Below are 15,169 nucleotides of genomic sequence, written 5' to 3'. Positions count from 1 at the left end.
CTGGTGTTTTCTGCAGCCACAGAGTTTGACTGTTAGCTTGGAGTTAGCTGTACGCTAGATACATAAAACCCGACGTCACTGTCGGGTTTTGTTTGGAGGCACTGCACTTAACAGGTCATGGCACCTAATTTAAAGAGCTATATGTTGAATGAACTCCAATAAGTCACTACCTTTTTGAGCCATTCCTTGTGCAGCCCCCAATCGTTTTTCCGCTGAAACTACGCCATCTAAAACACTTTTTGTTTTTTGCCACATAGCAGATAATTTTTGTACTTCAGTGCTACCTTTAGCTTCTTTAAACGCTTCTTCGTTGGCAATAACCTCACCATAAGCTGATTGAACAACCTCTTCTAATGCTTTAGAGCCAACTGCACGATATTTAGAAATTGCATCCTCAATTTTACTAAGATGCTTTTCAATAATATGAATCGTATATGGAGGTAGAGTCGAACTCGCTAGCGTACTTTTCAGCTCGGCAGCCATTGACGCTAATTCTTCTAAGTTTGTTAGATCAACTAACTCTTCTTCATTTGGTAGAATTTCAGAGCAAAACCCTAATGCTACCAAAATTTCAGGCCGAATTTGCTGCTTTGGAGACGACCACTGACTTGTAATTAACTGAACAGCAAATATAGAGTTACACGCATTAAGACTAGAATTATAAAGCTCTGAGCTATAGCCTAATTTGAGCATTTCAGAGCGAATGAATTCTACCTCATCGTGCAAATCAGCAAGGCATCGCGAGATTCTAAAGTTCTTTCGGCTAGCATCTGTTTCCTCAATTTTGAAAACCTCTGACCATACTTCGTGACACGGAGTTTTATCAGGTTTTGTCGATACTATTTTCAGTATTTCTCTGACTCGGTATGCGGAGTTAATATTTACTGCCATTTTATTCCTTACGAAAACTCAAAAATTTATTACACCTTTTAAACAGCCAAACCAACAACATTGGTATCCATACTGTATTTAAAATTAATAGTGCATCTTGGCAATCTTATTCAACTGAATATAACTCATTGTTTTAATAGATCACATCAAATTAATTAAAGCATTATTAATACATATATATATGTTCTTGAAAGGGCAATTACAGCAACTTAACTGTTGCGATTTCTGTCTCTAATATTGTCATTACTCTCGGCCTAAATTTGATGCAACGAATTGCCTGCGGCAGGCGTATGTGCAGATACTGCCGTGACACGCGGCAAGTCCATCCATGGAGGCTCGACCATGACATCCATGTCATGGATGGTCACGGCCGCATCTGCACTGGGTCAGAAAAGCACGACCTTTCACCCTTGCGTTAGCCTTATAAAAAGCAAAAGAAAAAAAGCGAAATCAACATCAACTCAGACGTTACAGAAAACACCCATTCCCCATCGAAGTTGCCGAAGTACGTTGGAATAAATCACGTGAATCCGACAGGGATGTCGGGTTAGCTTTCGCGGGGCAGGATGCCCCATCGGAAGCGTTAGTGATTTATCCATAAGTATGAGGATCAACAACTTCGTTAGGGGCGACAGGGGACTCTTTATGAAAGAAATAGGCAAGAGGGGATTGCTGTTGATCCCCTTTTGGCCGTGTGTGAGCTGGAAGCTCACGACTTTAATTGTTAGACGAAGTCTAACTTAGAAGTCAGGCGTAGCCTGATAGATTAAGCAAAAACGAGCAAGAGTCTCGCTACTCAAACATCTGATGACTCTTAATCAAAGTGCAAGACGGATCATCTTCGCGCTTATTGATATTAACCAATTGGTAAGACGCCTTAATCTCTTTACCAATCTGCTGATTTACCGACTCAACACCACTAGCCTCAACAGCCTTAAGGTATGCCTGCATTAATTCACGATCATTCTGAATGATCAAAAAAATTTCGTTAGATAACTTCTTATTTAGCTTCTGCACAGCCAATTGAGCAATTTCTTTAGGTAACATGATTGTTCTCTGCAAGTATCAGCTAGGTCGCTGATTTCATGTTTATTAAGCGACTATCCATCGAAAAAAATGAAATAGATTAACAAGCAGAAACCACCATTTCCCCATCGAAGTTGCCGAAGTCATAAAAAACACTTGTAGAAACAGCATCGAGATGAGCCATCGATAGCGAGATAATAATTATTGAAAATAGTACAAACAAAAAAGGCACCTTAAAGGTGCCTTTTGCGAAGTTACTATTGAGTAATATTGATGGGAATAATCAACGGCGTTGACTCATGCCCACTCGGTGTTTTCACCACAACAACCAACTCTCCCGTTTCAACATCCGTTCCCCCTTTAACAGCAACACCATAACTCTGTCCGCCAGGCTCATTACTATTCGGCCATATAAAACTGCTCTGCCCCACAACTTCTCCCACTGTCGTGGTAAAAGTGACAACGGAACCCGCTGGCATCTGCTGATCATTGCTATCTGTGATCGTTAGCGACACCTGACCAACATCAGTTCCAACAATGTCTAGCTCTTGATCGCCATTATCATTCTCGCTATCGGTCACAACAATATTAGAACCAACGGCGGTACTACCAGACATTACAATAACGACACTACTCCTAATATGAATTGATTTGTTGTCAGCACAACTATCGAGATTGGACTCGTGACACAATACTCCGTTATAAAGCCCGTCTTTCTCCGTAAATTGACCATCAACATTAAAGTCGATGAGCTCTTCTAGGTTCTCAGGCTCATATATTCCATTTTCATTGTAATCGTTAAACGCTTCATCCATATCGTATGGTTTGCCATCAACACCAACCGACAAGAATAAAGGCACCTCATCGGCATCAAAACGGCCATTACCGTTGGAGTCAGGAAAAGATTCTTCCCCCAATGCATAAGCAGTGATAGTGGAGCGACCATCTTCAGGCGCTGGATTATGGCTTCGCCAAACTACAGAGCACTTTCCATCTAGGGTAAAGCAGGAATCATCGATAGCGCCGCCCTCTGTGGTGAAATACACAGCGGTGCCATCGGGTGCAAAATTATTAAACGCATCAGCAAGGAAAACACTGACAGGAACCTCAACACCGGCAATATCATAAGCCTCAGGGTTTAGCGTTTTGATAGCCAAAGTGAAGCTATCTTGATCTGGGATACCGGTAGAGATAATCAGTTTACTCGACTGAGTGATAAGCTGTGGATCGCTATCATCAACGGTGGCCATAACTCGAACCGTTGTGGCAACTGTTCCTGAGTTCACCACCGTCTGCACCATACCGCTGTTATCGGTGATCCCATGCTCATCACTGAGGTAGGTTCCGCCCATTTCGGTGTTAAGTTTAAAACTGACTGGTTTATTAGTGACCGGGTTACCACTGGTATCAAAGACTTGGAACTTAACGACTGAAGTCTCTCTGCCACCCGTTGTTTTAATGGAGATTAACGAAGGCTCTGCGGAGACAAAGCTAATACTGCCTTCTTTGGCTTCGAGTACATTAATGGTCGCCGAAGCAATCAAGTCCAAGCCTGCAACCGTTGCTTTTACATTAATCGGGTCATCACCGGCGCAGCCTTTGGCGGTATAGGTACTCGTTGCGACTCCGCCCACCAAAAGCACTGGCGAGTCTAATTGGGCTAATGGCGTCGAGAGCTGTGCACATGCCGATGTGAAATAGACATCTGCAGGTTCCTTAAAAGGTAAGCCTTGTTCATCAACAATCAACACCGACACGCTTGTGGTGCCACCAGCAGATAGCGAACTCGAACTCACACTTGCAACACCAACCTGTAGTGGATCGCCGCTTCCCATCTCTAGGTTCGTCGCACCCACGACTAAGATTGCCGTATCTTGCTCACCCGTAACCAGGCTAGCAGTTATCGTGCCTGCTCCGAGCTGACTTCCAGCGTAAATAACAACACTGGCATTGCCCTCATCATCGGTAACAGCAGTCGTTATAGGTAAATCGCCTAAGGTGCCACTAAAGGTGACGATAACCGGTTCAGTCAGCCCAGTGACGGTAGCAACTAGCCGTCCAGGATTAATCGAGGAGATAGACGAGATCTCATTACCCTCGGCATCGGTAATGCTTAAAACGACCTCATAAGTGACGGTTTCACCAGCCGTTGGGGCAGCATTATTATCTAACAGCTCACAAGGCACATTTGGCGGGCAAACGGGCCCATCACCATCATCCCCACCACAAGCCGTTAATATGAAACTAAATAAAATAAGCGCGAGTATCTTGGTATATGACACCATATCTATCTCCATATAAAAAACAGGTGTATAAAAATTATGCACTCAATAGGTATAGGCGAATATTGGCAAGATTTCATATTTTAATTTACTAAACAGTAGAGTATCGACTACTTGCCCATCAGGTTCAAAACCTACCGAGGCAGCAACTTACAATATAAAGGTAATAAATTAGGCCTTCTGACAGTTAATTGGCAAGACTCAAGCTTGGATTGCGGTATAAAACTCCACCACTGATACAGGGAGTGATTAACTGCTGCTTGAACCGTTGTTTCGCTTGTTGGTGGTTTCTGTAGCCACAGTGTTTGACTGTTAATTCATGTGCCCTATACATAAAACCCGACGCTAATGTCGGGTTTTGTTTATCTGGCAGAATACAGGTTTGAGATATTTTTTAGATTTCGTCGCATTTAAGCGCACCGGAAAACCAGTTCCGCAACATGCGCTTCTTAAGCCTCGGTAACATCTTCAAGTTCGGCTGATTCGCACGATGGCTCATTTTTAAAAGCCCAAGCGCCAGCTTGAAACCAACTATTTGTGGTTCCACCCACTTGCAGATACACTTATCAGATCCCCTAAATAAAACAAAAAGCTGAATTCCCAACATGGCTTTCTCTCGCAAAAAGTGGAACACCATCATCATCCTCGCATCTATTTTGATGATTTCAGTGCTTACCGTCATTGACGATAACAGCAAAATAACGCCACTGCAGACTCAGGCACTCTTCGACAAAGCTGCGCCGCTATCCCAGTTACAATACGGTGAGCTTTGGCTGCAAAAACGCCAGTCTGGTTGGCAATGTAGCAGCGAAGTGCTCAACTGTTTAGAGTGGTCTAATGCGTGGGAACAAGTGCATATCTCGGCACTCACCGATAATCCTGAAACTTCAGGCGAGCCTATAGAGCTGGTGATCCAGGTCAATGACCTGATTGATGCACAGCTGTGGATTTTATTTAGTGAGCAAGGCTTGCTAAAGTCACCGGCTGGGAATTGGTATCAGATCCCAGCAAGTTTACGTGAAAGCTTAATCCCTATTGTTCGTGCTCAAGCAAACTAAGCTAGTAATTTAGGCTAGCAAGCTAAGTGCGTAATATAGGCTCTAATCCTGAACGTAAAGTAAGTTCGTCGTATCGCGAAATTCAAGCCATCACTAAATAACCATAAAAGAGAGAATACATGCCGGAACTCCCCGAAGTTGAAGTCACCAGGCAAGGTGTATCGCCTTACCTTATTGGTAATGAAGTGACTGACTTAATCATCCGTAACCCTTCACTTAGATGGCCAGTCCCCGACATTGCTAAGCAGATTATCGGCCAGACCATTCGCAATGTACGCCGCCGTGCTAAGTATCTGCTGATTGATACGGATGCGGGAACCACCATAGTGCATTTAGGCATGTCGGGTAGCCTTCGTATTCTGCCCGCCTCCACGCCAGTGGAAAAGCATGATCATATTGATCTGGTGCTCGCGAGCGGTAAAGCCCTGCGCTTTAATGACCCAAGGCGCTTTGGTGCTTGGCTATGGTGTGAACTGCCAGAGCAAGCCCATCCATTACTGTCAAAACTGGGCCCAGAGCCACTCACTGATGCCTTTAATGCCCCTTACCTGCTTGAGGCTTTAGCCAATAAGAAGAAGGCCATAAAGCTCTGCTTGATGGACAATCATATCGTGGTTGGCGTGGGTAATATTTACGCGAATGAGGCGCTGTTTGCCGCAGGCATTCATCCACAGACTGAAGCTGGCAAAGTCGATGCAGAGCGTATTACTATTTTGGTTAGCGAAGTGAAACAGATCTTGGCAAGGGCGATAGAGCAAGGTGGTACGACTTTAAAAGACTTTACTAATGCCGATGGCAAACCGGGCTACTTTGCGCAAAAGCTGCATGTTTATGGGCGTGGCGGCGAGACCTGCACTCAGTGCGGACATATGCTGAGTGAAATAAAGCTTGGCCAGCGGGCGACGGTTTTCTGTAGCCTTTGCCAAAAGCTTTAAAAGAAGGTGCGAGAGCGTTCGCAAGCTCACTTCTAGGACCTAGGTTCTAGGACGGGCTGCGCCCTGCGAGGAAAAGCAAATGCAAAAGCCAAAACCGTAGCTTTGGCTTTGCTTAGCTTTTACGGCTTTTCCATCTTGACTTGTACCGTCTTAGCTTTTCCTAGGACCTTTTTAAACCGTCTTAGCCTTTCCGTAGGTCGGCATTTAGGCCGACAAATCCTATATAAACCAGAATTGATGGGCTAAAGCCCTACCTACAGAAGAACATACATGCTCTTCTGTCTAAGCATTTCGTAGGTCGGCATTTAGGCCGACAAATCCTTTACATAAACCAAGCTTGATGGGCTAAATCCCAACCTACAGAAGAACAGATATACTCTGCCGTCTAAGCGTTTTGTAGGTCGGCATTTATGCCGACAAATCCTATATAAAACAGAATTGATGGGCTAAAGCCCAACCTACATATAGAGAACATACTTTCCCGGCTTTTCCGTCTTCGCTTGAACCGTCTCAGCTTTTCCTAGAACCTAGGAACTAAGCTCTAAATCCTAGGACCTGCCTTTCCTAGGACCTAGAACCTAAGATCAATCCATCCAGCGCCCTGGCGTCGGGGTGACATACTGATAACGTCTATCTGGCTCGGCGCATGTCGGTAGCAAATTATCTTTGCTTAACAATACCCAATCATCGCGATGAGCGACGCCCATGCTTTTCGCACCAGTAAAATCAAAACAGTTAAGCTGTTGATGATCGCCGACTAAGATAAAGCGCTTATCGCCTTCATGCATCCACTGCCATGCATTTCGCTCTTGCTGCTCAAGCGGGGCAAGGTAGCTAAAGTGGGTAATATCAACAGGAGAGAACAAGATAAACTGTTCTTTAAATTTAACTAAGCCAAGTTGACCATCTGGACCTATCGCCTTAGCAGCGTTAGCCATTAAGGCTTGCGGCGTACGCATAGGCTCTAAAATACTGTAACCCCATGTGCTCATTACAATCCATGTCAGCGCTAGGCTGATCCCCATTCTCACCATGGCTTGTGAGCGGCGCAGCGTAATGAGCACCGCAAACCAGATAAAACCAACCGTCAGCAATAGGTATCCCATATGCGTTAAGTCAGCCGAATAATCGGCCATCGCCTTAACAACGACGGAATGATGAATTAGCGCCAAAATACCCGCTGTAGTAAACACTAAGCCAAGCACCCAAAGTAAGCCTGTTAGGCCCCACTCAAACCAACGCTTAGGCTCGGTACCTGTAATAATCGCCGATAAGGCGAGTGCGAGCATTGGCAGTGCAGGCAAGATATACACGCCTCGCTTACCCGGACTGATACTGAAGAACACGATTACTAGCACTACCCATACCAACAATATGGCAATGGTAGGCTCGGCTTTAACCTTGGCGACAAAGCGTTGCCAGTGAGCCACTATCAATAGCGGCAACGGGAACCACATTACAGGTATCACACTCATCAAGAAGTAATACCAAGGCTCAATATGGTGCCAAGCATTAACGTATCGCTCACCGGTTTGCTTAAACAAAATATTGTTTTGATACTGAATTAGCTCTGGTGTGCCTTGGCTTTGAACAATCAGCACCATAGGCACCAGCCAACAGGCAATCACCGCCAACATGGCCAATGGCCCCGCTAGGCACCACCATTTAAGGCGGCCTTTAAACAGACCTTTTTGGATCAGCGCATAAGCGATAATCGGGATCAGCATCAGCAGTGGCAAGAAGCCCACGCCTTTGGTGATCACCCCTAGCCCCATAAAGGCCCAGCCAGCAAAATACCAGCGCCAATGGGGCCCCGTCATAAAGTGACGCAGCAAACCATAACAGCCTAAGGTGATCCAACACATCACCATGGCATCAATCTGCGCATTTTTACTCTGGATTAAAAACTGCGGCGCCAACATCAACAACAAGGCGGCATTACGGCCGACACGCACATTCCACAGTCTTGAGCCTAGGTCATAAACCAAAAATAGCGTTAGAAAACCCGCTAAGGCATTTGGCAATAAGAAGGCGACTTTTAAGCTGCCGGTTAAGCCATAAAATAGTGCGATAGCCCACATAAATACTGGCGGTTTATCGGGGTAAAACTCCCCTCCGCGCTGGGGGAAAAACCACTGCCCAGAATCCACCATCTCTCTGGCCACTTCGGCAAAACGGGGTTCATCAGCTGGCCAAGGAGAACGCCAGCCAATACCTACCAGTAAAATCACCGCGGCAAACAGCAGCAGCATGCTCAATACTTGATAATAGTCGTCACTATTGAATCGTTGTTGTAGCGATTTCAATATCATTTTTAGTAAACCTTATTATTCATCGGTAACAATCTCGCCCACCTGTTTACGCAAGCGCGTTTTATACAGGTATGCACCGATCAGAGAGGAGAAAATAAACAGCACAATACTAATGATTAAGTTGTTGTGGTCTGACAGGCCAATGCCTGCACCTGCAAAACTAAAGATAAGCATCTGCGGCAGGTAACCTATACCGCTACCGGCAAAAAATTTCCACGCACTCACATGAGTCGTGCCTGCAAATAAGTTGGTTAAAGCGTTACTGCCAATAGGTAACAATCGAATCATCAGTACCTTCAAGAAAGTACGATGAATGATCAACCTCTCGAAACGAAACAGTTTATCTTTGAAGCGTTTCTTAAGGCTGCTTCTGAAGGTTAACCGGGCAAAGTAGAAGGTGATCACGCAACCGAGCAGTGCTGACAATGTGGCCAGTAATGCACCATAAACGCCGCCTAAAGCAAACCCCAATACAAAGGCGATGACTTGTCGTGGGCCACCAACACTGGTGAATGCCGCCCCCATGAGAAACAGTACTGCCAAGGCGCTGTTACCGTTCTGTTCAACATAGTTGCCTACCCAGTTGCTATCGGTTAAGTGCTCAAATAGACCTTGCTGGGCTGCAAACATCAACAATACCAGTATTGTGATGACCAATAATGTTTTAGCTAAGCGCTTCATCGTTACTTGACCTGTGTGGTCTCAGTTTTGACCACATTGGGTAAACGCGTTCTGCGGTTAAGCCACATCACCCCCATGATATCAACAATGCCCACCCACACTCGGTTCCATGCGGTGTACTTTGACTCACCTTCCATGCGGTCTCTGTGATTGACTACCGAGACTTTTATCTCACCGCCATGACGACGAATAAGCGCAGGTATATAACGGTGCATATGATCGAAATATGGCAGCTTTAAAAAGCTGGCTTTTGGAAAGACTTTTAAGCCACAGCCGGTGTCTGGTACGCCGTCACCGAGTAGGGCGTCGCGAATTTTATTGGCGACACGAGACTGAAAGCGTTTCCAGGCGGTATCTTTACGGTTTTTACGGTAACCGGCGATACAAAAATCACTATGGGTCATGGTGGGAATAAGATCTAACATCGCGGGAATATCGGCTGGATCATTTTGACCATCGGCATCTAAGGTGGCAATGATGTCTCCACTGGCGTTTTGTACGCCAGTATGCAGCGCGGTACTTTGGCCGGTGCTTTTTTGATGACGAATTGCTTTCGTCGCACAACCGAGTCGCTCGCCGGTGCGCAGCAACTCACCAAAAGTATCATCACTGCTGCCGTCATCAACAACTATCACTTCAAAAGGCGTTTTATCTTTTAGGGCTCGATGGATCTCTTCGACTAAGGGACCGATATTAGCTTGCTCGTCTTTTGCTGGGATAACGACTGAAATCAAAATATGTACTCCAAAAAAGTTGTTAGAGCTAAACTTAGCCCTGTTCAATCTTTGACTGAAACCACTACCAAAGAGGTGTATTCACTATCGGCGAGCACTGGGAAATTCAGGCTTTCCTCTATGATCCTCACCAAACATCTCTATACAGAAACTGATTAAGCTTCTGCTGTAACCTACAGAAAAAGATAAAGATTTAAAAATAAAAACGTACTTTAACCCACGATTATGTAATTTTTAGTTAGTAGGCTCGATAGAGATCAGTACAAGCTGCATCTTTGCAGTGCCAACCTCATCTGCTTTAAATACTAAAAAGCCAACGCTTTTGGCGTTGGCTCTATTTAATCATCTAGAATTTGTACTCGTATGTACCAAATACGGTGGCATTGGTTTCGTTATCTTGCACCTCAAATTCTGATTGAGACACAGTGCCACCCACGCTCATCATGCCATACCAAAATGGCATGCGATAGCTCAACTCCAGCATCAACAAGTCCTCTTTTTTCGGCTGTGGTGCCCATCCGTGGCTAGGGCTTTTACCATCTTTATTAAGCTGAGCATAACGCAGTAACGAGGTAAAACCTTTGCTATCAGCAAACTGACCGATTAAGCCTAAAACATACACATTAGCGTCACTGTCATAGGTGCTACCCAATGCGCGGCCGTAATAACGTGAACCACTTCTATAGGTTGAATGCTCATAGAAACAGTTAAAGGCATTTTCATCTTCACCGCAGAACACCATAGTATCTGTGTACTCGAGGAACAACTTATACTGCTGACCATCTAAATTAAAACGCGTATCGGCACCGAACATTGAACCACAATCGACGATATCCCATGGCGCAGAGCTTTTAGCATCTTCACAGGTTCTTTCGTAATACACACCAAACGGCACATTGTACCAAGTATCGCTAAAGCGGATGTCGTATCCGGCCATCTGGTTGCCATAGTTACTACAGCCCACTTCATCGACGTTATCTGCACGGCAATCGCGCTGACCCGTTATCGATTTAAAGGCGCTGTCCCAAGTACACTCTTGACCATCACCACAAAATTGAGTGGTCCACGACAGCCCCATTTCAAGTTGTCTAAAGGGGCGAATCGAGCCTCGGAAATTCCATAACAGTGCATTAGGAGCATAGCGCTCCTCTTCAAAACGACTAATGCCTGCGGTAAAGGTCCAAGGGCCGAGCCAAGATAACCAAGGCGTCTCGAAAGCCTGTGCATTATTACGGCTCAGCATTAACGACGGCATCGGCCTAGCGTTATTCGACTTATGCAGTGCCGAGTCAAATCCCGGGCCCCACCACTGTTCAACGGCGCCAAAGGTAAACATCCAGTTACCCAGTGCCATCGCAAGATAGGAGTCATCGAAACGAAACTCTTCGTCATCACTCGGTTTATAATTGGCTGACGCCGATAGCTTATAAGCAAATCGCTCGCCTACGTACTCGTATGATGCACCCAGCTCACCTTGCTCACGATAATCTGAGCCAAAGTGTTGAAACCGCGCTGGGTCGCTTGCTGCCGCAAGCTTTATACTGGTATTACCGCGATTATCGACGGCATTACGGTAGTAATAATTCACCCGCGAATAGGCATCGATTAATGCTGGTGTCAGCATTGATGGCTCTGCTTTGGCAAGATCTGCACCAATACCTGACCACATTAATGGATAGGTATTAACCGGAACCGTAATCACACCCGCATCGGCCAGGGCTTGAATATCGGCTCTAAGGTAGATATCTGAGGTGTCGACCCAAGGTGCTGCAATGCTAACACTTGAGTAAACCAGTGCTAATACCGATAAAAGCTGAATGGCAGATGTTTTAATAAATTTAAGCATGGACAACTATTTAGCCTTAACCGTTAATGCATTTGCGACTTCAGCGTGAACAAACTGGCTAACATCGCCGCCATGAAGCGCAACCTCTTTGACTAAGCTCGATGAAATAAACGAGTTTTCTTCTGCCGGAGTTAGAAACACGCTTTCAAGATCAGGACTCAAACGACGATTCATATTGGCTAGCTGAAATTCATATTCGAAATCAGAAACCGCGCGCAATCCTCTGACCAAGACGCTAGCATTTTGTTCCTTTGCAAAATCCACTAATAAGCCACTAAAGCCGACCACCTCGACGTTATCGAGGTGAGCCGTGACTATTTTTAATAAATCGACACGCTCTGCAAGGGTAAATCTAGGCTGTTTAGAGGGATTCGCCGCAATGCCAATAATCACGTGCTCAAATAAATTGGCGGCACGCTCAATAAGATCGGCATGACCATTGGTAACTGGGTCAAATGTTCCAGGATATATGGCTCGCTTATGCACGTTTAAGTCTACCCTTAGTATTGTCACTCAGTGATATGAGCGACCATAAAATTCATAGCCCAATGATAAGGACTTTTTAGGGGCACTATCCTACTCGTTATCGCCTGAATTGTGAATGCAAAAGCCAATATAAGCCACAATACTTACCGATTATTGACACTTAAACCCACAAGACGAAACATAAATAAAAACGTGCTAACGCATCTAGCTTTTCTTTAGCTTAGGCCAAGATAAATCATGAGGCTGCTGCCAAACGTTAAGTTGCGCACTGACTGCGGACTGTTGGAAGAACTCTCCGGAGGTTGGTGCTGCAATATATTGATACTGCACACCTAAGTAATCGAACTGCAGGCAGTAAGCATGCAGATAGCCCCTATCAGCATCCGCTCCGCCGTAAAGACTATCGCCTAAGATAGGCACACCTATGCTAGCGAGTGCGACTCTAAGTTGATGCGTTTTACCACTATGGGGCTTGAGCAGATACAAACGATCGCCCTCTGCAATAGAATGAGAAAAGAACTGGGTAATTGCCGGGTTGTCTGTCGTGCGAAGGAGTTTATGCATGCTACGACGAGATTTGGCCATGTCACCAATCACCCAGCCTTGCTTCTTTTTAGGCTTCCCCTTTGCCAGTGCGAGATAATACTTTTGCACTAAATGCGTTGAAAACATGCGAGTAAACTCAGCCGCAGCAGCACTAGATTTAGCAAGGATAATAAGCCCAGAGGTCATGGTATCGAGTCGATGGACGGCGTAGAGCTTAATCCCAAGATCGGCCTCGGCTTGAGCAACTACGCCAGCGCTACCGTCTTGGCTATGGAAATGCACCTCGGCGGACTTATTAATAACAATAAAGTCGCGTTCATCGGCAATGACTTGATACATAGATTGAGGTTTCCAGGAATTGGCAGTAGCTCGGCTAGCGCAAAGATTAAAACGTAATAATAACCTTTAGACCAGGCTGATTATCGGTTAAGGCTATTTTAGCATTATGACGCGACAGAATCGCCTTCACCATAGATAAACCTAAGCCCGTGCCTTTATGGTGACGACTCGGATCTAACCGCACTAAGCGCTCGAATACCTTCTCACGAGAAGTCTCAGGGATCCCGGGGCCATTATCTTGAATTGAAATAACATTACGGTTCTGAGAAATGCTAATTTCAGCGCCCTCACCCGAATATTTAATCGCGTTATCGACCAAGTTAAACAGTGCCTGAAATAATAGATACTTGTCGCCACTGACCTGAAACTCTTCACCCGTGCTGAGCTTCAACGACTGACCGTTAAACTCGGCCATCGCATCGGCCATTTCAAATAGATCTTGGCTGATATTAATTAAGCTGACATCTTGCAGTTCGAGTGTTTGCTGCCCCTCTTCGATGCGTGTTAATGACAACATGGCGTCGAACGTCGCCAAACAATGATCGAGTTCTTCAGTGAGAATGGCGCAACTTTCAGCAAGCTCAGCCTCTGGCTTACTCGGTAACTGCTCAAGCCCAATACGTAGGTGAGATAAGGGCGTACGCAGATCGTGGGCGATATTATCGGTAACCCCACGCACTGCCGCTAAGTTCTTCTCTAGGGCATCGAGTACCCCATTAAATTGGCGTGCCAGCATATCAAACTCATCTTGACGCCAGCTCACTGGTAATCGAGTCGAATATTGTCCCCGCTCAATCCGCTTACTCAAGCGGTTGTACTGTACTAGGCGGCGTAAAATAGCTTTAGAAAATAGATAGCCCAGTGCTAGCGTTAGTACTACGGTCAGCATCAGTGCGGTAATTGCCGCATTAGTGAATTTGTCGATTAACGCGCCAAGCTGGTCGACACGGGTTGCGATGAGCATAGGGCCATAGCGAGTCATCACCATGCCACCCGTTAAGATATGCAGCTTTTCGGGCCCACCGGTAAATACCGGAAACTCACGTTTCTCGGGAAGCATAGGCATATCTTTGGGGATCATACTTAGCGAACCAACCAGATCGAGGGAGTCACGCCAAACAATCAGGGCAACTTTAGGGTCGGCACCGCGCACCTGAGTCGCAAAACTGCGCCTATCAAGTGTTAACGCCATCTGTTGGTAACGGGTCTTTTCTGCATCTAGATGTAAGTCCAGCTGATGCTCTTGTTCATTTATCAGCTGGCGATACATGCCCAGTAACAAGGTGCCAATAATGACCGTTACTAGGGCTGAGAAAATGATGGTAATGCGCCAGGCACTACTCTGATAGGGCTTAATGCCCTTGGCGTAACCGATATCCGGCACCTCGAACAGTTTCGATTAATTCGCCATGACCAAGCTCTTCAAACTTACGTCTTAGCTTAGCAATATGCACGTCGATAACATTAGTACGTGGATCGAAATGGTAATCCCACACCGCTTCAAACAGTAGCGTGCGACTGATCACTTGGTTTACATGCTCCATCAGGTACTTAAGTAACTGGAATTCTTTTGGCTGCAGCATGATCTCTTGTCCATCTAAGGTCACTTTGCGTGTCAGCAGCTCGATGCTAAGCGGACCAACAGTCAAGTCGGTAATAGTGGGCTGAGATTCACCACGTTGCATTAATTTTTCAGCACGAACCAACAACTCAGAGAAAGCAAACGGCTTAGTCATGTAGTCATCGCCACCCGCTCGCAACCCTTTGACTCGCTCATCAACATGACTGAGTGCAGACAAGATCAACACAGGTGTTTGACTGCCGGTCGCGCGCAGCGCAGCTAACAGTTTTAGCCCATCGAGCTGTGGCAACATACGATCTAAAATGATCAAGTCGTACTTCATGCTGGTAGCCAGCAATAAGCCTTGGTGACCGTCTGTTGCTGTTTCTATATTGTGCCCTTGCTCAACAAATCCCTTAACGACATAATCGATGGTAGTCGCGTCATCTTCAACCATGAGTATTTTCATGTT

13 protein-coding genes are annotated in these 15,169 nt (G+C 45.7%); 2 read left to right on the top strand and 11 right to left on the bottom strand.

Translation table 11 applies throughout. From position 1 onward, the window contains the following. Positions 1 to 129: 129 nt before the first annotated feature. The 3 genes from ACVBIO_RS14905 to ACVBIO_RS14895 all read right to left on the bottom strand — a co-directional run bounded on the left by ACVBIO_RS14905 (position 130) and on the right by ACVBIO_RS14895 (position 4,202). Positions 130 to 891 carry a hypothetical protein gene (locus ACVBIO_RS14905; RefSeq protein ID WP_447172912.1) on the bottom strand — a complete coding sequence of 254 codons (762 nt, stop codon included), beginning with the start codon at positions 889 to 891 and terminating at the stop codon, positions 130 to 132. A 792-nt stretch (positions 892 to 1,683) separates the two neighbouring features. Then, positions 1,684 to 1,938 carry a hypothetical protein gene (locus tag ACVBIO_RS14900; protein ID WP_447172911.1) on the bottom strand — a complete coding sequence of 85 codons (255 nt, stop codon included), beginning with the start codon at positions 1,936 to 1,938 and terminating at the stop codon, positions 1,684 to 1,686. 236 nt (positions 1,939 to 2,174) lie between these two features. Continuing rightward, positions 2,175 to 4,202 carry an Ig-like domain-containing protein gene (locus ACVBIO_RS14895; RefSeq protein ID WP_447172910.1) on the bottom strand — a complete coding sequence of 676 codons (2,028 nt, stop codon included), beginning with the start codon at positions 4,200 to 4,202 and terminating at the stop codon, positions 2,175 to 2,177. Positions 4,203 to 4,804: 602 nt separating this feature from the next. On the opposite strand from ACVBIO_RS14895, the gene ACVBIO_RS14890 reads away from it, so the two are divergent. After that, a complete protein-coding gene (locus tag ACVBIO_RS14890) occupies positions 4,805 to 5,257 on the top strand; it encodes a hypothetical protein (RefSeq protein WP_447172909.1) in 453 nt (150 codons plus the stop codon). Positions 5,258 to 5,376: 119 nt separating this feature from the next. Next, a complete protein-coding gene (mutM, locus tag ACVBIO_RS14885; protein ID WP_447163095.1) occupies positions 5,377 to 6,192 on the top strand; it encodes a bifunctional DNA-formamidopyrimidine glycosylase/DNA-(apurinic or apyrimidinic site) lyase in 816 nt (271 codons plus the stop codon). A gap of 584 nt (positions 6,193 to 6,776) precedes the next feature. Here the strand turns inward: mutM and ACVBIO_RS14880 are convergent. From ACVBIO_RS14880 to ACVBIO_RS14845, 8 genes are all read right to left on the bottom strand, one after another. After that, positions 6,777 to 8,498, bottom strand: coding sequence for an ArnT family glycosyltransferase (locus ACVBIO_RS14880; protein WP_447172917.1), 1,722 nt, complete (start codon positions 8,496 to 8,498; stop codon positions 6,777 to 6,779). A gap of 21 nt (positions 8,499 to 8,519) precedes the next feature. Further along, positions 8,520 to 9,185 (bottom strand): TVP38/TMEM64 family protein, encoded by a 666-nt coding sequence (locus tag ACVBIO_RS14875; RefSeq protein ID WP_447172908.1) that lies wholly within the window; start codon positions 9,183 to 9,185, stop codon positions 8,520 to 8,522. A gap of 2 nt (positions 9,186 to 9,187) precedes the next feature. Next, the gene (locus tag ACVBIO_RS14870) at positions 9,188 to 9,919 is read right to left on the bottom strand and encodes a glycosyltransferase family 2 protein (RefSeq protein ID WP_447159067.1); all 732 of its coding nucleotides are present in this window, start codon (positions 9,917 to 9,919) and stop codon (positions 9,188 to 9,190) included. Between the two features lie 346 nt (positions 9,920 to 10,265). After that, positions 10,266 to 11,765: a capsule assembly Wzi family protein gene (locus ACVBIO_RS14865; protein ID WP_447163096.1), complete on the bottom strand. Its 1,500-nt coding sequence runs from the start codon at positions 11,763 to 11,765 to the stop codon at positions 10,266 to 10,268. Positions 11,766 to 11,771: 6 nt separating this feature from the next. Further along, complete coding sequence (gene coaD, locus ACVBIO_RS14860) at positions 11,772 to 12,251, bottom strand: pantetheine-phosphate adenylyltransferase (protein WP_447172907.1); 480 nt, start codon at positions 12,249 to 12,251, stop codon at positions 11,772 to 11,774. 204 nt (positions 12,252 to 12,455) lie between these two features. Beyond that, complete coding sequence (locus tag ACVBIO_RS14855; protein WP_447159070.1) at positions 12,456 to 13,136, bottom strand: TIGR01621 family pseudouridine synthase; 681 nt, start codon at positions 13,134 to 13,136, stop codon at positions 12,456 to 12,458. A gap of 46 nt (positions 13,137 to 13,182) precedes the next feature. Further along, on the bottom strand, positions 13,183 to 14,406 hold the full coding sequence (locus ACVBIO_RS14850; protein ID WP_447159141.1) for a sensor histidine kinase: 1,224 nt from the start codon (positions 14,404 to 14,406) through the stop codon (positions 13,183 to 13,185). 82 nt (positions 14,407 to 14,488) lie between these two features. Beyond that, positions 14,489 to 15,166 carry a response regulator transcription factor gene (locus ACVBIO_RS14845; RefSeq protein WP_447159071.1) on the bottom strand — a complete coding sequence of 226 codons (678 nt, stop codon included), beginning with the start codon at positions 15,164 to 15,166 and terminating at the stop codon, positions 14,489 to 14,491. Positions 15,167 to 15,169 lie beyond the last annotated feature (3 nt).

It is taken from the genome of Shewanella sp. 0m-8 (genome assembly GCF_052977265.1).
This window is presented reverse-complemented; position numbering and strand designations above follow the sequence as displayed.

Coding starts and splice junctions, on each gene's coding strand:
- ACVBIO_RS14865 (WP_447163096.1), bottom strand. CDS start 11,765: ATGCTTAAATTTATTAAAACATCTGCCATTCAGCTTTTATCGGTATTA.
- ACVBIO_RS14850 (WP_447159141.1), bottom strand. CDS start 14,406: ATGTATCGCCAGCTGATAAATGAACAAGAGCATCAGCTGGACTTACAT.
- ACVBIO_RS14845 (WP_447159071.1), bottom strand. CDS start 15,166: ATGAAAATACTCATGGTTGAAGATGACGCGACTACCATCGATTATGTC.
- ACVBIO_RS14905 (WP_447172912.1), bottom strand. CDS start 891: ATGGCAGTAAATATTAACTCCGCATACCGAGTCAGAGAAATACTGAAA.
- ACVBIO_RS14900 (WP_447172911.1), bottom strand. CDS start 1,938: ATGTTACCTAAAGAAATTGCTCAATTGGCTGTGCAGAAGCTAAATAAG.
- ACVBIO_RS14895 (WP_447172910.1), bottom strand. CDS start 4,202: ATGGTGTCATATACCAAGATACTCGCGCTTATTTTATTTAGTTTCATA.
- ACVBIO_RS14890 (WP_447172909.1), top strand. CDS start 4,805: ATGGCTTTCTCTCGCAAAAAGTGGAACACCATCATCATCCTCGCATCT.
- ACVBIO_RS14855 (WP_447159070.1), bottom strand. CDS start 13,136: ATGTATCAAGTCATTGCCGATGAACGCGACTTTATTGTTATTAATAAG.
- ACVBIO_RS14875 (WP_447172908.1), bottom strand. CDS start 9,185: ATGAAGCGCTTAGCTAAAACATTATTGGTCATCACAATACTGGTATTG.
- mutM (WP_447163095.1), top strand. CDS start 5,377: ATGCCGGAACTCCCCGAAGTTGAAGTCACCAGGCAAGGTGTATCGCCT.